We start from the raw sequence: 16,375 nt of genomic DNA, 5'->3' as shown, positions 1-16,375 counted from the left end.
GTGCAGTTTGCCGGCATTCACCGCGGCCGGTCGCTCGAGGTGATTACTGCGGATTAGTCGGCCATGGTGCGAGACTCTTGCCGCTTGAACAGAATCTGCGTTTGACGAGCCCCGAGTCCGGGCTTACTTTGTTGCCCCCCAAAAAAGCCAACGGTCCCCGGTCCCAACGGCTTTTCCTGAAAGCTCAGCCCTTGGCAGACGCCGCATCAGGTCTGGTTTCGACGATGATGTGATTAACTGCAAGACGGGCAAGACGCTTATTTTTGACTGAATACAAGAGTGAGGCAGTTTGCTTGTGAGCTACTGCCCCACTACAAGTCAATGGTTACTGCATCCCGGCTAACGTGCCTGCGGTCCCCAGGCGGAGCATCGAGTTGTCCCCGTCCGCACAACTCCAGTTTGCAGCGTCTGCCGGTGATCCAGAACCTGAGTAATGTGCTTGTGCGGGGAAGGGACAAAGCGGCATGGTGCGCGACACAGGTTTTGTTGAGTCGTCGTCGGTATACTTCGTCGCGATAATGCTGTCGGGTGCCTGGCCGGTTCCTACCCAATTGTCCAGCGAAGCAAGTGCATCGTGCTGCGGGTCAAATGGAATTGTTGGAGAGAACTGTTGATACTGGCTTACGAAAGCGTTGGGACCAGCTCCGCCCTGACAATGATCCATGCCCGGGGCCAGGAAGAGTCGCACGTTTTTCTTCAGCGCCGCAAATCCCCCTTCCGCGGACGCAAGATTCTCATAGTACGTGACCGTGTTGTTCGCATTCAGATAGGGATCGGTGAGACCGTGATACATGAACAGTTTTCCACCTTTTTGAATGAACGGTGCAAGAGCCGCCGGATCATCCCACGTGCCATTGAGGAACGCGTTCTGGATCGCGCCCGTAGTCTGCGAGGGGAACGTGACATGGAATGTCGAAGGGTCCGCAGGATCCGAAAGCCCAAACGTCTGTCCGAGCGTCGTTCTTCCATCATATTTCGGGTCACCGTTGAAAACGATGTTCTTGAGCGTGTAGTTCGAAAACGCCCAGTCGTTGAACATCGTGAGGTAGGGTTGAGGACCGAACGGGTCGGGACCCGCAGCCGGCTGTGACGGGAAGGCGGCGGTGTCGGCTGCGTCCGCTAATGTACCCGGCGACCAACCCGCGGCAAGAATGGAGCCGGTCTGGTCGCGGGCAGCCGAGACGATCGCGGCCACACTATCGATCTGATCCGAGCTCAAGCACGAATCGCTTCCGGCAGCGCCTGCTGCACACATCGGGATGTCTTTGCGGGGATTGAAGTTGCACGCGTTTGGATTTTGTATCAGCCCATCTGTGACACCGTCAGCTGCATCGCAGGCAGTCGTCATAGCGGAGGCAACAAGCTTCATTTGCGCGCCTGATAGTTGAGCACTCGTGCCGCGAAGCTGAACAAGTGCGCGCGTCATGAAGTTAGGATGATTTTTGCGGGGGTTATACGGTGCGCCCGCTACGATTCCGTCAAAGTCCAGTGGATACTTCGTTGCTTCAACCATCGCTTCGCGACCACCGTCCGAACAGCCCATAAAATATGAACGCTTCACGGTCTGAACGTTGTATGCAGACGCCGTTGCATGCTGGCCAAGTACCGCCATTGTATGCACCGCGCGATGCAGATAATCCTGTACGGCATCGGTATTTTGCACACCTGGAGAACTTACGGCCCAACTACTGTCGGACTCGAGGGATGTTCCCGTTGCAGCAATGGAACCGTCTACATGACCGTCGTCGGTTTGCCAGACCGCAAAACCAGCGCGGAGATGAGCTGGATTGGGAGCTCCCGACTCACCAACGTTTCCGCAGTTGCCACCGCATCCAATCTGGAGGTACTTGCCGTTCCACTTATCTGCAGCAGGAAATCCTGCTGCAAAATTTGCGGTCTTGCCGGTTACGGAATTGGTAACGAAGCTCCCGGTAACCAGACAATAGGCGGGTGCACCATCGCCCAAGGCATTCTCAGCTAGCAGGTTGACCCCTCCTTTGGTCGCGCGGAATACTGCCGGCAGGCTCGTCCACAAATTTGGGATGTCCTTGACCGTGACGCCCGTCGGCATTGCTTTCTGCATGGTCGAGGTGGTGCACATTTCCGCTAACGTCGGCTGCTGCGGCGACGCAGTCTGTACACCCCCGTCGCCGCACCCTACCGTCATCAGAGAGACAGCTACGCTGGCTATCGCCGAAATCCTGACATTCATTTGTGTCTCCGTGTCGTTTTAATACTTTCGATACAGTGGGGCAGCAGGCGAAGTGCCGCATGCGCTAGCCGCGGCAGAAATGCGATCTTAAGCGAATCGCAGTTTCAGTTAACGATAGGTGTCGTCAGGAACGCTGTCAACCCGAACCGCGTCAGTGTTAATACCAAGCGGGAGCTACGCAGGTGCCCGCCTCACTGCAGGCCTGTCACCGACGGGCGCTGTGAATTTCCGGTATATAGGCGCCGATTCGCTTTCGGCGTAATGGCGCCACGGATTTCCGGCGTAACGGAGCCACGGCGTTTTCGGCGTAAAGGCGCCAGTTGTTTTTCGGCGTAATGGGGCGCCACCCAGGAAACGAGCAACGAGGGTTCGAACTTTCATTGATCGGCTAGACCCGGCCTTTTGCCGGGAGAGACCGTGGCCAATCGGAGGTTCGAGATGTACCTCGTGTCGAGCCCGAGCGTGCCTGCCGCCCCGAGCGGTCTCGCATCAAGAATCGGCATGCGCCGCGACGTCAGCGCGAGCGTCGGCCGCGCCGCGCCGCGCGGTGGGTCGAACATGTAGGATACCGGACGATCGACGCCTGGCTCCAGATAATTGATGTCCGCCTGTAGCTCGCCGACGTCGTGCGCGGCTTCATCCACCATGTTCATTGCGCCCTCCTGATTGACATGAAAATCCTCACCCGCGCAAACCAGCGAGCGACCGCCTGCTCGCTGGCCTGCTCACGGCGCAGGCGATTTGTCACAACGGCCGGCCGCCGGCAGCAGGCGCACCAGTTCATCGAACGCACTGCTCGTAAAGCCAGCGCTGCTGACGAGGTAGATGCTCGACGGCGAACCGCACCGTGCTGCTGCCGCGCGGCAACTCTAGCGGTTCGAGGACTGATCTCGGGAACAGCGCGATGACATCGCCTACCATCGCTGACATCAGCAAGGCGGGGTACGAGGACAGCTCAATTGCCTCCTGCTGCGGGTCGATATCGACGCCGTTGTCGGCGAGCCAGTTATGGGCGAGCGCGCGATAGGCGTTGCCCTCGGCGGTAGTCGCGATCGTGTAGCGCCGGGCCGCGCTCATACCGCTCGACGCGGGCAGCACAGCCAGCAGTTCATCGCCGCCGATCTTGGTCGCATGCAGGCCGGACTCCCCGATCAACGAGTCGGCTGCCAGTTCGGCTTGAACGTGCGCCCCACCCTCAACCTGCGCCACGAATGCACATTCGATTGCGCCCCCGCGTACCTGATCGACGAGCGCGCGACTTGTATTAGTCGAGACCTCGATCTGGACGTCGGACCAACGCTGGTGATAGGTGCCGATGACACACGGCAGCCAAAGTTCCGCGACGCTCTCTACCGTGCCGATGCGCAGCACGCCGCTCGGCACCCTCGCTCCCAGCGCATGGCGTGCCTCGCGTGCCGGCGCCAAGATCTTATGCGCGTAGCCGAGCAGTCGCTCGCCCGCCGGCGTCAGCGTCATGCCGCGCCCGCCGCGGAAGAACAACGGGACGCCGAGATCATGCTCGAGGTGTTTGATCCGCGTCGTAACGTTCGACTGGACGCGATTGAGCTGCGCCGCCGCGCGCGTGATGCTGCGGCCCTCAGCGACGGCGCAGAAAATTTCAAGCTCGATCAGATCCATGCTTTATCTTCGAGTGGTCGTTGTCTTCTTCCTGCGCACCGCAGCCCGCGTGCCGCATATCAAAGCTCTCGCCGCCTTTCCTAACTGTCCGATCGTTCGCACCACCCGCGGGGCGCGGTTGCGTCGTTCCTCTATCGGCTCAACCCGACACGCGCCTCGCGTGTCGCGACGAGTCCAGCCAGCGCGGCAGCCGCGCAACGTTCAAATGGTCACGTCGGGCTGGGTCGCAACGAAACTGATGCTGTTGGTCGCAATCACGTTTGGGAGCCGCGGAGACAGCCGGCCGTCGCAGAGCAACGATGAATCCATGTCCTCCTCCGACTGCCGATCGATATCGGATGCGACCGTTGTGACCGCTGCGACCCATGACAAGGATGGTGACCACCGCGAACGCGGCGCCGTCATGCACTGAGCCCCGGCGCGCCGCGCCCGAGCAGGCGTCGCAACCGGGCAAGCCCGGCCGGCCAGTCGCCCAAGCCGTTGTCGGCGCCCAAATGGCCGCCTTCGGGCAACAACACCAGCTCGCTGCCCCATGCCCTCGCGAATCGGCTGCCGCGCTCGACCGAGACGAACCGATCGTCGGCGCTCATCACACGATCGACGCGAACGGCAGCCGCTGCGCCGGCATTGGCGTGAAACCGCGCGGCCCTACCGGAAACGTCTCGGCCTCAGTATCCGTCGGATCAACGAGCAACGCGCCGCGCACGGTGTGAGCCGTCGCGGCCGCCCACATCGCAATCAGACAGCAAGCCAGGCTGTGGCCGACCAGCACCAGTTCGGGGCCGTAGCGCCCGACCTCGCGATCGAGCCGCGCGATCCAGTCGTGCGCGCGCGGCGTTCGCCACTCGTCCTGTTCCGCGCGCATCACGCCGTCAAACTTCCTCTCTCATCGCGTCTGCCAATGTTCTGTGCCCGAGCCATAGAGGCCGGGCACGGTGAGTACTGCGATCGTCATGCTCCCTCCCGTGCTCCGAAAATACCGGCCACATCACTGACGAAATTCGCCATTTTCGCATTCAATTATAGACAGAACTGTACGTTTATTTTACGATGAATTTGTCTAGTTTGGATCGTTGCTCGCCGGCCGTGAAAACGGCCGTTCGCGCCGCAGGCGACTGCCGGCCTTCAGACCCGAGAGGAAGCGAGATGGAACGTGGAGCACTGGATGGAATCGTCGTACTGGACCTGACGCGCGCCTTGTCCGGCCCCTTCTGCACGATGGTGCTCGGGGACCTCGGCGCCGACGTGATCAAGGTGGAGTTGCCCGGCGCGGGCGACGAGGCGCGTCATTGGGGAGCACCGTTCGCCGAGACCTGCGGTGCCGCGTTCATCGGCTTCAACCGCAACAAGCGCAGCGTGGAGATCGACCTGCACACAGAGGCGGGTCAGCGCCAGTTAGTCGAGTTGGCCGCACATGCCGACGTGGTGGTCGAGAATTTCCGCCCCGGCACAACGCGGCGCTTTGGCGTGGACGAGCCGGTGCTGAAGGCACGCAATCCGGAGCTGATCTACTGCTCAATCTCCGGCTATGGGCAGCACGGCCCGCTCGCCCAGCAAGGCGCTATGGACCTCATCATCCAGGCCATCAGCGGCGTGATGTCGCTGAACGGCGAGCCCAACGGACGACCGGTAAAGGCGGCCGTACCCATCGCGGACCTGTGGGGCGGTTTCGGCGCGGCGTTCGCCGTGGTAGCCGCTCTACTGGGCCGTGCGCGCGGCACGACGCACGCTAACCGCGCGATCGACATCAGCATGCTCGACATGCTGATCACGATGCTCGGCCAGCCGATCGTCGCGCACCAGATGTCGGGCCAGGAGCCCAAGCGCTACGGCAACGCGCACGAAACAATCGCGCCGTACACGTCGTTCCGCACTGCGACGCGCGACATCGTGGTATCGCTCGCGAACGACAAGCGGTGGCGACAGCTCTGCTCCATCGCTGAATTCGCCCTTCTCGAACAGGATGCGCGCTACGCCACCCAGGCGCTGCGCAATAGGAACCGCGACGCGCTCTACGTCGAGCTCGAAGCGATTCTGGTCTCGCGGCCGGTCGAACACTGGCTCGACGCGATGCTCCTGCTTGGCCTGCCTGTCGCGCCCGTCAACAGCGTGCCCGAGATCCTCGCGCACTCGCATCTCGCCGAACGGGGCACCTTGCTCGAAGTCGAGTACCCGCCGCAAAGCGGGCGCCGCGTCGCGGTGCCGGGCATGCCGCGGCGTGACGTCGCTTCGTCGCGTCCGGTGCTCGACCCGCCGTCGCTCGGCCAGCATACCGATGAAATCTTCGCGCGCTACGGGCTCGAGCGTGCCGAGGCCACTGCCCATTCCGAGTAAGCATCCCGCTCTAACCGGCTGGCTGCGGCCAGCCAACCTTTCCAATTGCGCCAGGAGTTCGCCGTGTCCACCACCAACCCGTCGCCAGCCGTCGCCGCCACCCCGTCCCAGGCCTCTGCCTGGGGTTCTTACACGAGTGGCGTGCTGTTCTGCCTCGCCGCCACACTCTCCTTCGGCATCATGTTTCCGGTGATGACGGACGCCTTACTGCACATCGATCCGTTCACGTTCACATCGCTGCGCTACCTGATAGCCGGCACCGCCTTCCTGATCCTGCTGGTGGCGCGCGAGGGCTTCGGTACACTGCGTCTGAAGGGTGAGCGGGTCGGCTTTGCCTGGTTCCTTGGCTCGATCGGCTTCGCCGGCTTCGGCTTTTTCGTGTTCCTCGGGCAGCAACTCGCCGGCCGCGACGGCGCGCTGACTGCGTCGATCATGATGGCCACCCAGCCGATGATCGGCCTGCTGCTAAACTCCGCGGTGCGCAGGATCCGCCCGCCACTCTTTTCGTTCCTCTTCATCGTGATGTCGTTCTGCGGAGTAGCGCTCGTCGTCACAAAGGGCGACATCTTCGGCCTGCTGAACGAACCGCAGAACTACGCGGCCAACGCGCTGATCGTGCTCGGCGCGGCGTGCTGGGTGGTCTACACGTTTAGCGCAATGTATTTCCCAACCTGGTCGGCCTTCAAGTACACCACGGTGACGACCTGGCTCGGCCTCAGCACAATCGTGGTAGTCAACCTTTTGCTGTTCGCGGCCCACGCGATCCCTGTGCCCCACCTGTCCGCGCTGAGCGCTATCGGCCCACACTTGCTCTACATGGGGCTTGTCGCTGGCTTCGGCGGGATCCTGTGCTGGAACCTTGGCAACAAGATCCTCACGCCGCTCAACGGCGTGCTTTTCATGGACGTTGTGCCGATCACGACCTTCATCGTGTCGTCGCTGGAGGGCGTGATCCCGACCAATGTGCAGATCGCAGGCGCCTGCATGTCGGGCGCCGCGCTGATTCTGAACAATGCCTATTTGCGGGCACGCGCGCGGCGCCAGGCCGCCGCGAAGTAACGGCGTGGCATGACAAGGGGGCGCCTCGCACGCGCCGCCACGAGCACGGGCCCGCAGTCGGACAAAGCTATTTACATGTACGTACTGGTCGGTATATATTTTGATGTAATCGCAAGCCGTATCATCGGCCTTGGATCGCCGACTGCGACGGTCCCGCGCGAGCGTTTATCGAAGGCCACTCGAGCCGGCCAGGGGATCCGTATGTTGAGGAAGAAGCAGGACATCATCGAAACCGCGTTGCGCCTTTTCGAGGAACATGGCTATCGTGCGGTCGGCATAGACAGGATTATCGCGGAGTCCGGCGTCGCGAAGATGACGATGTACAACCACTTCCGCTCGAAGGACGACTTGGTGGTCGCAGTGCTACGCGAGCGGGACCAGCGCACCCGCGCTTCGCTCACGGAATTCGTCGGGCGTGCCAAGCGCGGCCGCCCGCAGATCCGCGCGATTTTCGAGTGGCTCGATCAGCGCATCAAATGCAGTGGCTTTAGCGGCTGCATGTTCGTCAACGCGGTTTCTGAATACGGCATCGACAGCGGCGACATTGCGCGCGCAGCCGCGGAGCATAAGGCCAGCATGCAAGCGTATTTCGAATCGGTGTTGATGGACTCCGTGCCCGAGCAAGCCAATGCGCTCGCGCGTCAAATGATGATGCTCGTGGATGGGGCGATCGTCTCTGCCCAGGTTTCGCGACGCGCCGACAGCGCCGATTCGGCACGGGAAATTTTCTCGCGCTTGCTGCCCGAACCGTCGCCCGGCTCCGGCCGCGCGATCGCTCGGCCCACGAAGGCCGAGGCCCGGCGGGCCGCATAGCGGCGAAAAGAGCCTCGGCACATTTGCGCGTGATGGGCCGCTATGCCGGCACCGCATCGGGTTGCCGTGCCGGCAGCGCGGCCTCGAACGCCGGCAGCGTGAGGCAGCGCGCCGTGATCGCGGCCACGGTCGTAAAGCGCGCCGTGTCGACGTCGTACGCCTGCGCCGCAATCACCTGCGGCACCAGGAAAGCATCGGCGAGCGTCACCGCGTCGCCGTGGCAGAACAAGCCCGTTTGCGTCGAATTCGCGAGCAATCGCTCAATGCCAGACAGTCCTTCCTCGATCCAGTGACGCACCCACGCGCCACGCTGCGTGTCACTCGCGCCGAACGCGCGAGCCAGGTGTCGACTGACACGAATAGAATGCAGCGGATGGATGTCCGAGGCGAGCGCGGCGGCCAGCCCGCGCACGCGCGCTCGGTCGGCCGGATGTCCCGGCAGCAGCGCGGGCTCCGGTTGCACGTGTTCGAGGTACTCGCAGATCGCGATCGATTGGTGCACAGCGACCTTGCCGTCGACCAGCGTGGGGAGAAGTCCTTGCGGATTGAGTTGCCGATAGACGTCGGTCTCGTGCTCGCCGGGCACGCTGGTCAGATTTACTGAAATCGTCTCAAACGGAATGCCTTTCAGGTTCAGTGCAATGCGTACCCGAAACGATGCCGTGGAGCGATGAAAGGAATAAAGTTGCACTTGCCATCTCCTAGTGTCAGAACAGATAGATGCGCCCGCAACGACGCCGCGCGGGCGCAATTCGAAGCCTCAGCCGGCCGCGCCGATCAGTTGCCGATCCTCGAGTGCCGCTTCACCGCCCACGTCACCGCCTATCTGGCCGCCCCGCGCGGTGGCGGCCAGGCTTGCGAACAGCGCCTCGACGCACTGCTGCGCATCGAGCGTGAGCCGCGACAGCCGCCCCGGGCGCGGAAGCTCCTGCGTGTAATAGTGCGGCCCCTCGACCAGATAGCCGATCGCCCACAAGTTCGACTGCACACGGCCGTCTGCGCTCAGCACGTTATTGTTCGTGTCGATGTCGATGCCACCAGGGTGGTAGTCGCCGTTCATGTGCGGCCGGATCACACCTCGCTGAATCATGTCGGCTGTCAGCGGCGCTGCATCGTTGAGCGGGCTGTAGACGTCGATGCGCGACAGGGCTAGCACATCGGCGTGACGCCGCTCGACACGACCGGCGAAAGTAGTCTCGATGACGAATTGCGCGCGCGCCTCGTCCACCCCGGTGTGCGCGACCGGACCGCCCGCAAGCTCGACGATGCCCGCGTCTAGCAGCGCAAGCAGCTCGTCGTTGCGGTGTCGCGGAGGCCCGAATACGATCCGGTTCAGCGTCGGTACGAATTCGCCAACGAACACAGCATGCGATTCAGGCGTGAAGCCGGCGTACTCGGCGGCGAAGCGAAAATGATCGCGGAGGTCGCGCAGCACATCGGTAGCGGCCTTGACCGGCCCATGGACATTACCCTTGTCGATCTCGCACAGGTCGTCGAGCAGGAACTCACGGAAATACACCTCAAACTCCGCCATGCTCGTGAACGAGCGGCCCGCAAGCGGATCGAGGATCGCGTCGATCACGGCAAGTTCCGCCGCGTCGGGCACCCATCCCGTGTCTAGCGAGGCGACGCCGTCGAGCGCGAGCCGCCGCGCATAGGCCATGTCCGCCTTAACGAGCGGGAGCGCTTCGTTGACGAAGTCGATTTGCGGGCTGCCGCGCATCGCCCGCGCCTGAATGCGCAGTGCCTCGATCGCTTCGATCGTGAAGAAACGCGCGACATCGCGCCCGCCCACGCTCTTCTGATTCACCGAACGCCCGGAGAACGGCAGGCTCTTGCGCGAGCATCTCATTTCCGAGCCGAATCGTGCCGCTTACCTCGAAGCCGCTATCGCAGCCCCCGCCGCTTCGCTGAGCGTCGCCATATCAATCACAAAACGATATTTCACGTCGCCGGCAACCGTACGGTCATAGGCCGTGTTGACGTCATTCATGGCGATTGTTTCGATGTCGCAGACGATATTGTGCTCGCCGCAGAAAGCGAGCATTTCCTGGGTTTCGGGCAAACCGCCGATCAGCGAACCCGCCATCGAGCGGCGCTTGAAGATGAACGGGACGCCGCTTGCATGGGTCAGGGTCTCGACAGCGCCGACGATGACCATCGTGCCGTCACGCTTCAGCAGGTTCATGTAGGGATCGGTGTCGTGACCGACCGGGATGGTGTTGAGCAGGAAGTCGAACGTGCCGGCAGCCTTCGCCATCGCGTCCGCGTCTTTGGAAATCAGAACGTCATCCGCGCCGAGCTTCTTTGCATCCTGGCCTTTCGCCGGCGACGTCGTAATCATCACGACGTGCGCACCCATTGCATGCGCGAACTTCACGCCCATATGGCCGAGGCCGCCGAGGCCGATAATGCCGACCTTCTGCCCGGCTCCCACTTTCCAGTGCTTCAGCGGCGAATAGGTGGTCACGCCGGCGCAGAGCAGCGGAGCCGCCGCGGCAGGGTCCAGATTGTCCGGAATGCGCAGCACGAACCGCTCATCGACCACGACCTTGTCGGCGTAGCCGCCCAAGGTGAATTTATGCGGGGTGCCGCCGATCCTGTCTTCGCTGTTATAGGTCGCCGTAAAACCGTTCTCGCAATACTGTTCGAGCCCGTCATAACAGGACGCGCAATGGCGGCAGCTATCGACCAGGCAGCCAACGCCGACCAGGTCGCCCGCCTTGTATTTCGTAACCTTGTCGCCGACGGCCGACACGCGGCCGATGATCTCATGGCCCGGCACATACGGATAGCGCGTCCCGCCCCATTCGTTGCGGGCGGAGTGAATATCGGAATGGCAGATGCCGCAGAACAGGATATCGATCGAGACGTCCTCCGGCCGGGGCGCGCGCCGCTCGAAGCTGAAGGGCGCGAGTTGAGATTCAGCGGATTGTGCGGCGAAACCGAATGCTTTCATGGTGGTGTTCCTTGTTTATTTGCCAACGCGCGCCTGCAGGTGGGCCGGATAACGGTCGCCTTGCACAGCGATAGCCGAAAGCGCAGTGTCGATGTCGCGCAGGTTATTGCCCGTCAGTTCCAGATCCGCGGCGCCTACGTTTTCTTGCAGGCGATGCAGCTTTGTCGTGCCGGGGATCGGGGCGATCCAGGGCTTCTGAGCAAGCAGCCACGCAAGAGCAACCTGCGCGGGCGTTGCGTTCAGTCCGGCCGCAATCTGCTTCAGCACATCGACCAGGCCCTGATTGGCTTTACGGTTTTCTTCCGAAAACCGCGGCACGACATTGCGGAAATCGGATTTATCGAAGCTGGTGTTCGCGTCGATCGAGCCGGTCAGGAAGCCCTTGCCGAGCGGGCTGAACGGTACAAAGCCGATGCCGAGCTCTTCGAGCAGCGGCAGGATTTCCTTTTCCGGCTCCCGCCACCACAGCGAATATTCGCTTTGCAGCGCCGCGACGGGCTGCACGGCGTGAGCGCGGCGGATCGATTGGACCCCCGCTTCGGACATCCCGAAATGTTTGACCTTGCCCTGCTGGATCAGCTCCTTGACCGCGCCTGCAACGTCTTCCACCGGCACGTCGGGATCGACCCGGTGCTGATACAGAAGATCGATCCGATCGGTGCGCAGCCGTTTAAGAGCGGCATCCGTCACCGCGCGGATATTGTCAGGTTTGCTGTTCACGCCCTTCTGGACATCCCCGCCTTCAAAACCGAACTTGGTGGCAATCACGACCTGATCGCGGAACGGCTCCAGGGCCTCGCCCAGCAGTTCTTCATTCGCTCCCTGCGCATAGGCTTCCGCCGTATCGAAGAACGTCACGCCTTGCTCAAATGCAGTGCGGATTAGCTTGATGGCGTCCGCTTTTTCCGCGGCCGGGCCGTAGGCGTAGCTCAAGCCCATGCAGCCCAGGCCGATCGCCGAGACTTCCAGACCGTTTTTTCCGAGAACACGCTTTTCCATCATTCGACTCCTTACTTGTTTGTGACCGTGCCGGCCTCGTACTGCTCGTCCGTCACATTTTCCATCCACGCGACCGGGCTTCCGTCCTGTGACTCAGCGATGGCGATATGTGTCATGGCCGTGGTCGCCGTTGCGCCGTGCCAGTGCTTTTCACCGGGGGCGATCCAGACAATGTCTCCCGGCCGGATGGTCTCAATCGGACCGTCGTCGCGCTGCACCCAGCCGAGGCCGGCCGTTACGATCAGCGTCTGACCGAGGGGGTGCGTATGCCATGCCGTGCGCGCGCCCGGTTCAAACGTCACTGTTGCTCCACCGATCCGGGCCGGCTCCTCGCCTGTGAACGGCGCGTCGATCCTGACTGTTCCGGTGAAGTATTCAGCCGGGCCTTTTGCAGAGGGCTGCGAGCCGCATTTAGTGATCTTCATAGGGAGCTCCATACGGTAATTGCCTTGACATTCAATGTAGCAGCGTGGCTTCATGCGATTAAGAGCTAAAATCCGCATGAAGTTAGAAGACAGGCTTATAAATGGCGCGCTCCGATCTTTCCGATATCACTGCCTTCCTGGCTGTCGCCCGCGAGGGCAGCTTTACGAAGGGCGCGGCAAAGCTCGGCGTCTCTCAATCGGCGCTGAGTCAGACCATCCGCAATCTGGAGGAACGGCTCGGACTACGACTGTTGGCGCGGACAACGCGCAACGTCTCGCCGACAGAGGCCGGCGAACGGTTAATTCAGGCAGTCGGGCCACGGCTTGAAGAAGTGGAGGCGGAGTTGGCGGCGATGATGGCCATGCGCGACAAGCCGTCCGGCACAGTTCGTATAGCCGCCGGAGAGCATCCGGCCGAGCTGCTGCTGTGGCCGGCGATCGAACGGCTACTCCCGGACTACCCCGATATCACCATCGAAATCGTCATCGATAACGGGCTAACGGACATTGTCGAGCAGCGACTCGACGCAGGTGTTCGGCTTGGCGAATCGATCGCAAAGGATATGGTCGCCGTGCGCATCGCTCCTGATATGCGGATGGCAGTTGTTGGTACGCCCAGCTATTTTACGAAGCACCCAAAGCCGAAAACGCCGCAGGACCTGACGGCGCACAACTGCATCAATATCCGGATGCCGACGGCCGGCAGCCTTTATGCGTGGGAGTTCGAGAAGGGCGGACGCGCGCTTAAAGTGCGCGTCGAAGGGCAACTGATCTTCAATTCCGCGACGATGGCGACAAAAGCGGCGCTCGCCGGCGCGGGCCTCGCCTTCGTGCCCGAAGAGCGCGTTTTATCTCATATCAAGAGTGGCGAATTGACGCGCGTGCTGATTGATTGGTGCCAGCCTTTCGCGGGGTTCCACCTCTACTATCCGAGCCGACGACAGCCGACCCCTGCGTTCGAGGTCGTTGCGAATGCGCTGCGCCAACGAGGGTAGGCGTTGACAGGCACGGACGAACGGCGCGGCGCAAAAGTTCGACCATGAGCGACCGCTTGTAAGACCTGATCTGCCAGCCGGATCGGCGATGGTTAATGCGGGTGAATGACGGCTTCTGGCCGTTTGGGTAGAGATCGCCAACGACCGCTTAGGGGCACCCCATTTCGCGAATTCTGAGTGTGGCCGAGCGACCGGTTTTGAGAAAGTCGTCGGGCCGGAGTGGGTCGCACAAAGACGTTCACAACGCGTGGTTCGGGCGCTTAGAATACGAAAAAATCCGTTTCTTGAGGGCAGCCCAACTCGGCACAGGCGGCCTGTCCATTTTCTTGAATTTTAGAGTGAACCGGGCAGGCTGACTTCCTCACGCAGCCTGCCTGACGGCGAAAGCACGTCAACTACTTCGAGGCGGGCAATTTCGCTTATGCGCATACCGCAGGTAAGACCGAGCAGAAAAATCAGCGTGTCGCGCTCGGGATGCCGACTGGTAGCCCCTGTGACGCGTAGAAGATGCTTGGATTGGGAAGGGGACAGTACGCGTGCGCGTTTGGTTTTCATCGTTTCTCCGTTCTCGGAATACGCTCAAAATCGAGCCTGTTACGAGAGAGAAACGTCGGGCGCTCCTTTCCATGATAAACGCCCGTCTTTCCCGGTGTCATCGGAAAAGGGTAATCCGTCCGGCAACGGCAAGTCGCATCGTATAAGAGATCGCTGCCAGCGCACGGCCGCGGGGCGGCTGACAGGCGGCGTCGGCCTCGGCTGAGATCGATTCCGGTGTAATGACCCGTCCGAGGAACCCTGGCGATGCCTCGGTGAATCGGCGAACGGCCTAACTAAAAGACATCGATCTTTGCGGCTCGCAGGTTTGCCGCCGCACCCAACTTAGCAGCGCATTCAATGCATCCCGACGGCGCGTCGCATGGCGGCAGTGATGCCTTGTCGCGTCTGCCAGTAGCCTAGCCACGGGTCCACTCTGAGCGACCGCTGGCGCGCAATCGCTTTTTTCATCGTCCATTCGTCGCCGCGGCTCACCTCTTTCAGTTCGTCCCAAGAGACAGGCATCGATACGGCCATCCCTGGCCTGGCGCGGACCGAGAACGCCGCAACAGTGCTTGCTCCACGACTGTTGCGAAGGTAGTCGATGAATATCTTGCCGACGCGATTCTTACGGCCGAGGACTGCGGAAAAACGCTGCGGGACGACCCGCGCCATGTGCCGCGCCACCGCGTGAGCGAAAGCTTTCGTCTCGCTCCAGCCCTGACGGCGAGTCACCGGCACAACGACGTGAAAGCCTTTCCTCCCGCTCGTCTTTGGAAAAGAGCGCAGGCCGATTTCGTCAAGCACGACCTTCAGCAGTTCGGCCGCTTCAAGCATCGCTGTCCACGGCAGCGCCGGGTCCGGATCTAGATCGAAGATGATGCGGTCGGGGTGATCCAGATCTGGCGCGACGGCACCAGGTGTGGATCTCAATGACACTCAGTTGTGACAAACCGATCAGCGCCGCTTCGCTGCCGGCGACCAGTAACGGAGGGTGCCGCGGATGTAATTCGGGGGGTAGTTCGATCACGCCAAGGATACGGGCTTTCTCGCTGTGCTTCTGGAAAAACAGTTCGCCATTGATTCCGTCGGGCGCGCGCACAAGGGCGAGCGGACGGATATGCAGATGCGGCAAGGCCCACTCGGAGATCGCTGCGTAGTACTCCGCCAGCTCCTTCTTGGTGTGACCGGTGACCTCGTCCAGCACGCGCTGCGCGTTGGTAATCCGGATGCCCACGATTTTCACCGCGCCCCTCGGGCCGGACACTTCCCGTGTAGAGCCTGCGTCTGCGTCCACCGGGTCGTCAAACTCCACGGCAACCATAGGTTCTTCAGTAACGGATGACGCCGCCTTGTCATCACGGACCGCATGAAAGACGGGGTGACGCACTTCCCCGCCCGGCGTCCATTCGAGAAAGGAGCACTCAGCGACGATCGACGGCCTAAGCCAAAGATGATCCCGTTCCTTGTCTGGCTGTGGTGGATTGTAGAAAGCGGTCTGTTCGCAGCGCAGGGGTTCTGCTCGCGCAAGAAACGCAGACGCAGCGCGGGAGGAAAAGTAAGGTCTTACTCTGCCCGCGTAGCGCAACGAGCCGTCCTTTTCATGCACGCCCAGTAGCAGCGAATGCACGCCCGCGCGCGCCCATTTCGTACGGGTGAAGCCCCCGACCACGAACTCCTGTTTGGCGTGGCACTTTAGTTTGATCTAGTCCGTCGAGCGGCCTGGACGACAAGGCGCGTCCGCGCGTTTGCCGATGATGCCCTCGAGCTTCATCTTGCATGCGGAGGCGACAAGAGACACAGGGTCCTGCGGAAAGTCTTCCGAAAAGCGGATCGCGTGGGACGTCGCTCCTTCCAACAATTCACGCAGAAGCGCCCTTCGCGATCGCAACGGCTGCTCGCGAAGGTCGGCCCCGTTCAGCCAGAGGATGTCGAACACGAACATGAAGGTTTCAGTGGTGCTGCGCCGGTCAAACGCGTTTTGCAACGCGTTGAAGGCGGGGCGCCCGATGGAATCAAGCACGACGGCTTCGCCGTCGAACCACGCATCGTCGACTTGCAGTTCGTTGCACGACTCGGCCAGCCGCGGCATGCGCGATGTCCAGTCGTGGCCATTACGCGTAAAGATCTGCGTTGCCCCCCGCGCAATGCGGGTCATCACCCGATAGCCGTCGAACTTGATTTCGTAGGACCAGTCGCCGCCCTTTGGCGGACGGTCTGCGAGCGTCGCCAGTTGAGGCTCGATCAGGGACGGCATCCCGCTCCCCCCTGGGTCGACGATGGCCGAACACGTGCGGAGGGCGCGCGGCTCCAGCGCCCCATGTCAAACGCCCGCCTCGCGCGGTGGCGCGTCTCTGAGCCACTCTGACGGCCGAAGGGCGCGGCGCCTTGCCGTTGGACATGATCC

14 protein-coding genes and 2 pseudogenes are annotated in these 16,375 nt (G+C 61.9%); 4 read left to right on the top strand and 12 right to left on the bottom strand.

The features are described 5' to 3' along the window. Positions 1–325: 325 nt before the first annotated feature. The 4 genes and pseudogenes from BJG93_RS34205 to BJG93_RS34190 all read right to left on the bottom strand — a co-directional run bounded on the left by BJG93_RS34205 (position 326) and on the right by BJG93_RS34190 (position 4,715). Entirely contained in the window at positions 326–2,212 is a 1,887-nt protein-coding gene (locus BJG93_RS34205) for a tannase/feruloyl esterase family alpha/beta hydrolase (RefSeq protein WP_231337715.1), read from the bottom strand. Positions 2,213–2,589: 377 nt separating this feature from the next. Further along, entirely contained in the window at positions 2,590–2,865 is a 276-nt protein-coding gene (locus BJG93_RS34200) for a hypothetical protein (RefSeq protein ID WP_027196594.1), read from the bottom strand. A gap of 127 nt (positions 2,866–2,992) precedes the next feature. Further along, positions 2,993–3,850: a LysR family transcriptional regulator gene (locus BJG93_RS34195; protein ID WP_051374354.1), complete on the bottom strand. Its 858-nt coding sequence runs from the start codon at positions 3,848–3,850 to the stop codon at positions 2,993–2,995. Between the two features lie 401 nt (positions 3,851–4,251). Then, positions 4,252–4,715: pseudogene (locus BJG93_RS34190) on the bottom strand (RBBP9/YdeN family alpha/beta hydrolase). Between the two features lie 281 nt (positions 4,716–4,996). Here BJG93_RS34190 and BJG93_RS34185 point away from each other — a divergent pair. The 3 genes from BJG93_RS34185 to BJG93_RS34175 all read left to right on the top strand — a co-directional run bounded on the left by BJG93_RS34185 (position 4,997) and on the right by BJG93_RS34175 (position 8,056). Further along, positions 4,997–6,184 carry a CaiB/BaiF CoA transferase family protein gene (locus tag BJG93_RS34185; RefSeq protein ID WP_034478912.1) on the top strand — a complete coding sequence of 396 codons (1,188 nt, stop codon included), beginning with the start codon at positions 4,997–4,999 and terminating at the stop codon, positions 6,182–6,184. 180 nt (positions 6,185–6,364) lie between these two features. Beyond that, a complete protein-coding gene (locus BJG93_RS34180) occupies positions 6,365–7,243 on the top strand; it encodes a DMT family transporter (RefSeq protein ID WP_154671795.1) in 879 nt (292 codons plus the stop codon). A gap of 201 nt (positions 7,244–7,444) precedes the next feature. Then, positions 7,445–8,056 (top strand): TetR/AcrR family transcriptional regulator, encoded by a 612-nt coding sequence (locus BJG93_RS34175; protein ID WP_027196596.1) that lies wholly within the window; start codon positions 7,445–7,447, stop codon positions 8,054–8,056. A 40-nt stretch (positions 8,057–8,096) separates the two neighbouring features. On the opposite strand, the gene maiA is transcribed toward BJG93_RS34175, so the two are convergent. From maiA to BJG93_RS34150, 5 genes are all read right to left on the bottom strand, one after another. Continuing rightward, positions 8,097–8,747, bottom strand: a complete 651-nt coding sequence (maiA, locus tag BJG93_RS34170; protein ID WP_027196597.1) for a maleylacetoacetate isomerase — start codon at positions 8,745–8,747, stop codon at positions 8,097–8,099. A gap of 69 nt (positions 8,748–8,816) precedes the next feature. Next, complete coding sequence (locus BJG93_RS34165) at positions 8,817–9,908, bottom strand: FAD/NAD(P)-binding protein (protein WP_051374355.1); 1,092 nt, start codon at positions 9,906–9,908, stop codon at positions 8,817–8,819. A gap of 21 nt (positions 9,909–9,929) precedes the next feature. Then, complete coding sequence (locus BJG93_RS34160; protein WP_027196598.1) at positions 9,930–11,015, bottom strand: NAD(P)-dependent alcohol dehydrogenase; 1,086 nt, start codon at positions 11,013–11,015, stop codon at positions 9,930–9,932. 15 nt (positions 11,016–11,030) lie between these two features. Further along, positions 11,031–12,014, bottom strand: a complete 984-nt coding sequence (locus BJG93_RS34155) for an aldo/keto reductase (RefSeq protein ID WP_027196599.1) — start codon at positions 12,012–12,014, stop codon at positions 11,031–11,033. An 11-nt stretch (positions 12,015–12,025) separates the two neighbouring features. Continuing rightward, complete coding sequence (locus tag BJG93_RS34150; protein WP_027196600.1) at positions 12,026–12,439, bottom strand: (R)-mandelonitrile lyase; 414 nt, start codon at positions 12,437–12,439, stop codon at positions 12,026–12,028. A 101-nt stretch (positions 12,440–12,540) separates the two neighbouring features. On the opposite strand from BJG93_RS34150, the gene BJG93_RS34145 reads away from it, so the two are divergent. Further along, a complete protein-coding gene (locus BJG93_RS34145) occupies positions 12,541–13,434 on the top strand; it encodes a LysR family transcriptional regulator (protein WP_027196601.1) in 894 nt (297 codons plus the stop codon). Positions 13,435–13,767: 333 nt separating this feature from the next. Here BJG93_RS34145 and BJG93_RS34140 read toward each other — a convergent pair whose 3' ends face one another. The 3 genes and pseudogenes from BJG93_RS34140 to BJG93_RS34125 form a co-directional block, all read right to left on the bottom strand. Next, positions 13,768–13,989 carry a site-specific integrase gene (locus BJG93_RS34140; RefSeq protein ID WP_154671789.1) on the bottom strand — a complete coding sequence of 74 codons (222 nt, stop codon included), beginning with the start codon at positions 13,987–13,989 and terminating at the stop codon, positions 13,768–13,770. Between the two features lie 336 nt (positions 13,990–14,325). Continuing rightward, positions 14,326–15,577 (bottom strand): annotated as a pseudogene (gene ligD / locus BJG93_RS36620) (DNA ligase D). A gap of 96 nt (positions 15,578–15,673) precedes the next feature. Continuing rightward, a complete protein-coding gene (locus BJG93_RS34125) occupies positions 15,674–16,225 on the bottom strand; it encodes an ATP-dependent DNA ligase (protein ID WP_063828921.1) in 552 nt (183 codons plus the stop codon). Positions 16,226–16,375 lie beyond the last annotated feature (150 nt).

It is taken from the genome of Paraburkholderia sprentiae WSM5005 (assembly GCF_001865575.2).
Classification (GTDB): domain Bacteria; phylum Pseudomonadota; class Gammaproteobacteria; order Burkholderiales; family Burkholderiaceae; genus Paraburkholderia; species Paraburkholderia sprentiae.
This window is presented reverse-complemented; position numbering and strand designations above follow the sequence as displayed.

What these genes read in the sequence shown, in the direction of transcription:
- BJG93_RS34150 (WP_027196600.1), bottom strand. Translation starts at nt 12,439, where the DNA reads ATGAAGATCACTAAATGCGGCTCGCAGCCCTCTGCAAAAGGCCCGGCT.
- BJG93_RS34140 (WP_154671789.1), bottom strand. Translation starts at nt 13,989, where the DNA reads ATGAAAACCAAACGCGCACGCGTACTGTCCCCTTCCCAATCCAAGCAT.
- BJG93_RS34175 (WP_027196596.1), top strand. Translation starts at nt 7,445, where the DNA reads ATGTTGAGGAAGAAGCAGGACATCATCGAAACCGCGTTGCGCCTTTTC.
- BJG93_RS34195 (WP_051374354.1), bottom strand. Translation starts at nt 3,850, where the DNA reads ATGGATCTGATCGAGCTTGAAATTTTCTGCGCCGTCGCTGAGGGCCGC.
- BJG93_RS34160 (WP_027196598.1), bottom strand. Translation starts at nt 11,015, where the DNA reads ATGAAAGCATTCGGTTTCGCCGCACAATCCGCTGAATCTCAACTCGCG.
- BJG93_RS34155 (WP_027196599.1), bottom strand. Translation starts at nt 12,014, where the DNA reads ATGGAAAAGCGTGTTCTCGGAAAAAACGGTCTGGAAGTCTCGGCGATC.
- BJG93_RS34205 (WP_231337715.1), bottom strand. Translation starts at nt 2,212, where the DNA reads ATGAATGTCAGGATTTCGGCGATAGCCAGCGTAGCTGTCTCTCTGATG.
- BJG93_RS34125 (WP_063828921.1), bottom strand. Translation starts at nt 16,225, where the DNA reads ATGCCGTCCCTGATCGAGCCTCAACTGGCGACGCTCGCAGACCGTCCG.
- BJG93_RS34180 (WP_154671795.1), top strand. Translation starts at nt 6,365, where the DNA reads ATGTTTCCGGTGATGACGGACGCCTTACTGCACATCGATCCGTTCACG.
- BJG93_RS34165 (WP_051374355.1), bottom strand. Translation starts at nt 9,908, where the DNA reads ATGAGATGCTCGCGCAAGAGCCTGCCGTTCTCCGGGCGTTCGGTGAAT.
- BJG93_RS34145 (WP_027196601.1), top strand. Translation starts at nt 12,541, where the DNA reads ATGGCGCGCTCCGATCTTTCCGATATCACTGCCTTCCTGGCTGTCGCC.
- BJG93_RS34200 (WP_027196594.1), bottom strand. Translation starts at nt 2,865, where the DNA reads ATGAACATGGTGGATGAAGCCGCGCACGACGTCGGCGAGCTACAGGCG.
- BJG93_RS34185 (WP_034478912.1), top strand. Translation starts at nt 4,997, where the DNA reads ATGGAACGTGGAGCACTGGATGGAATCGTCGTACTGGACCTGACGCGC.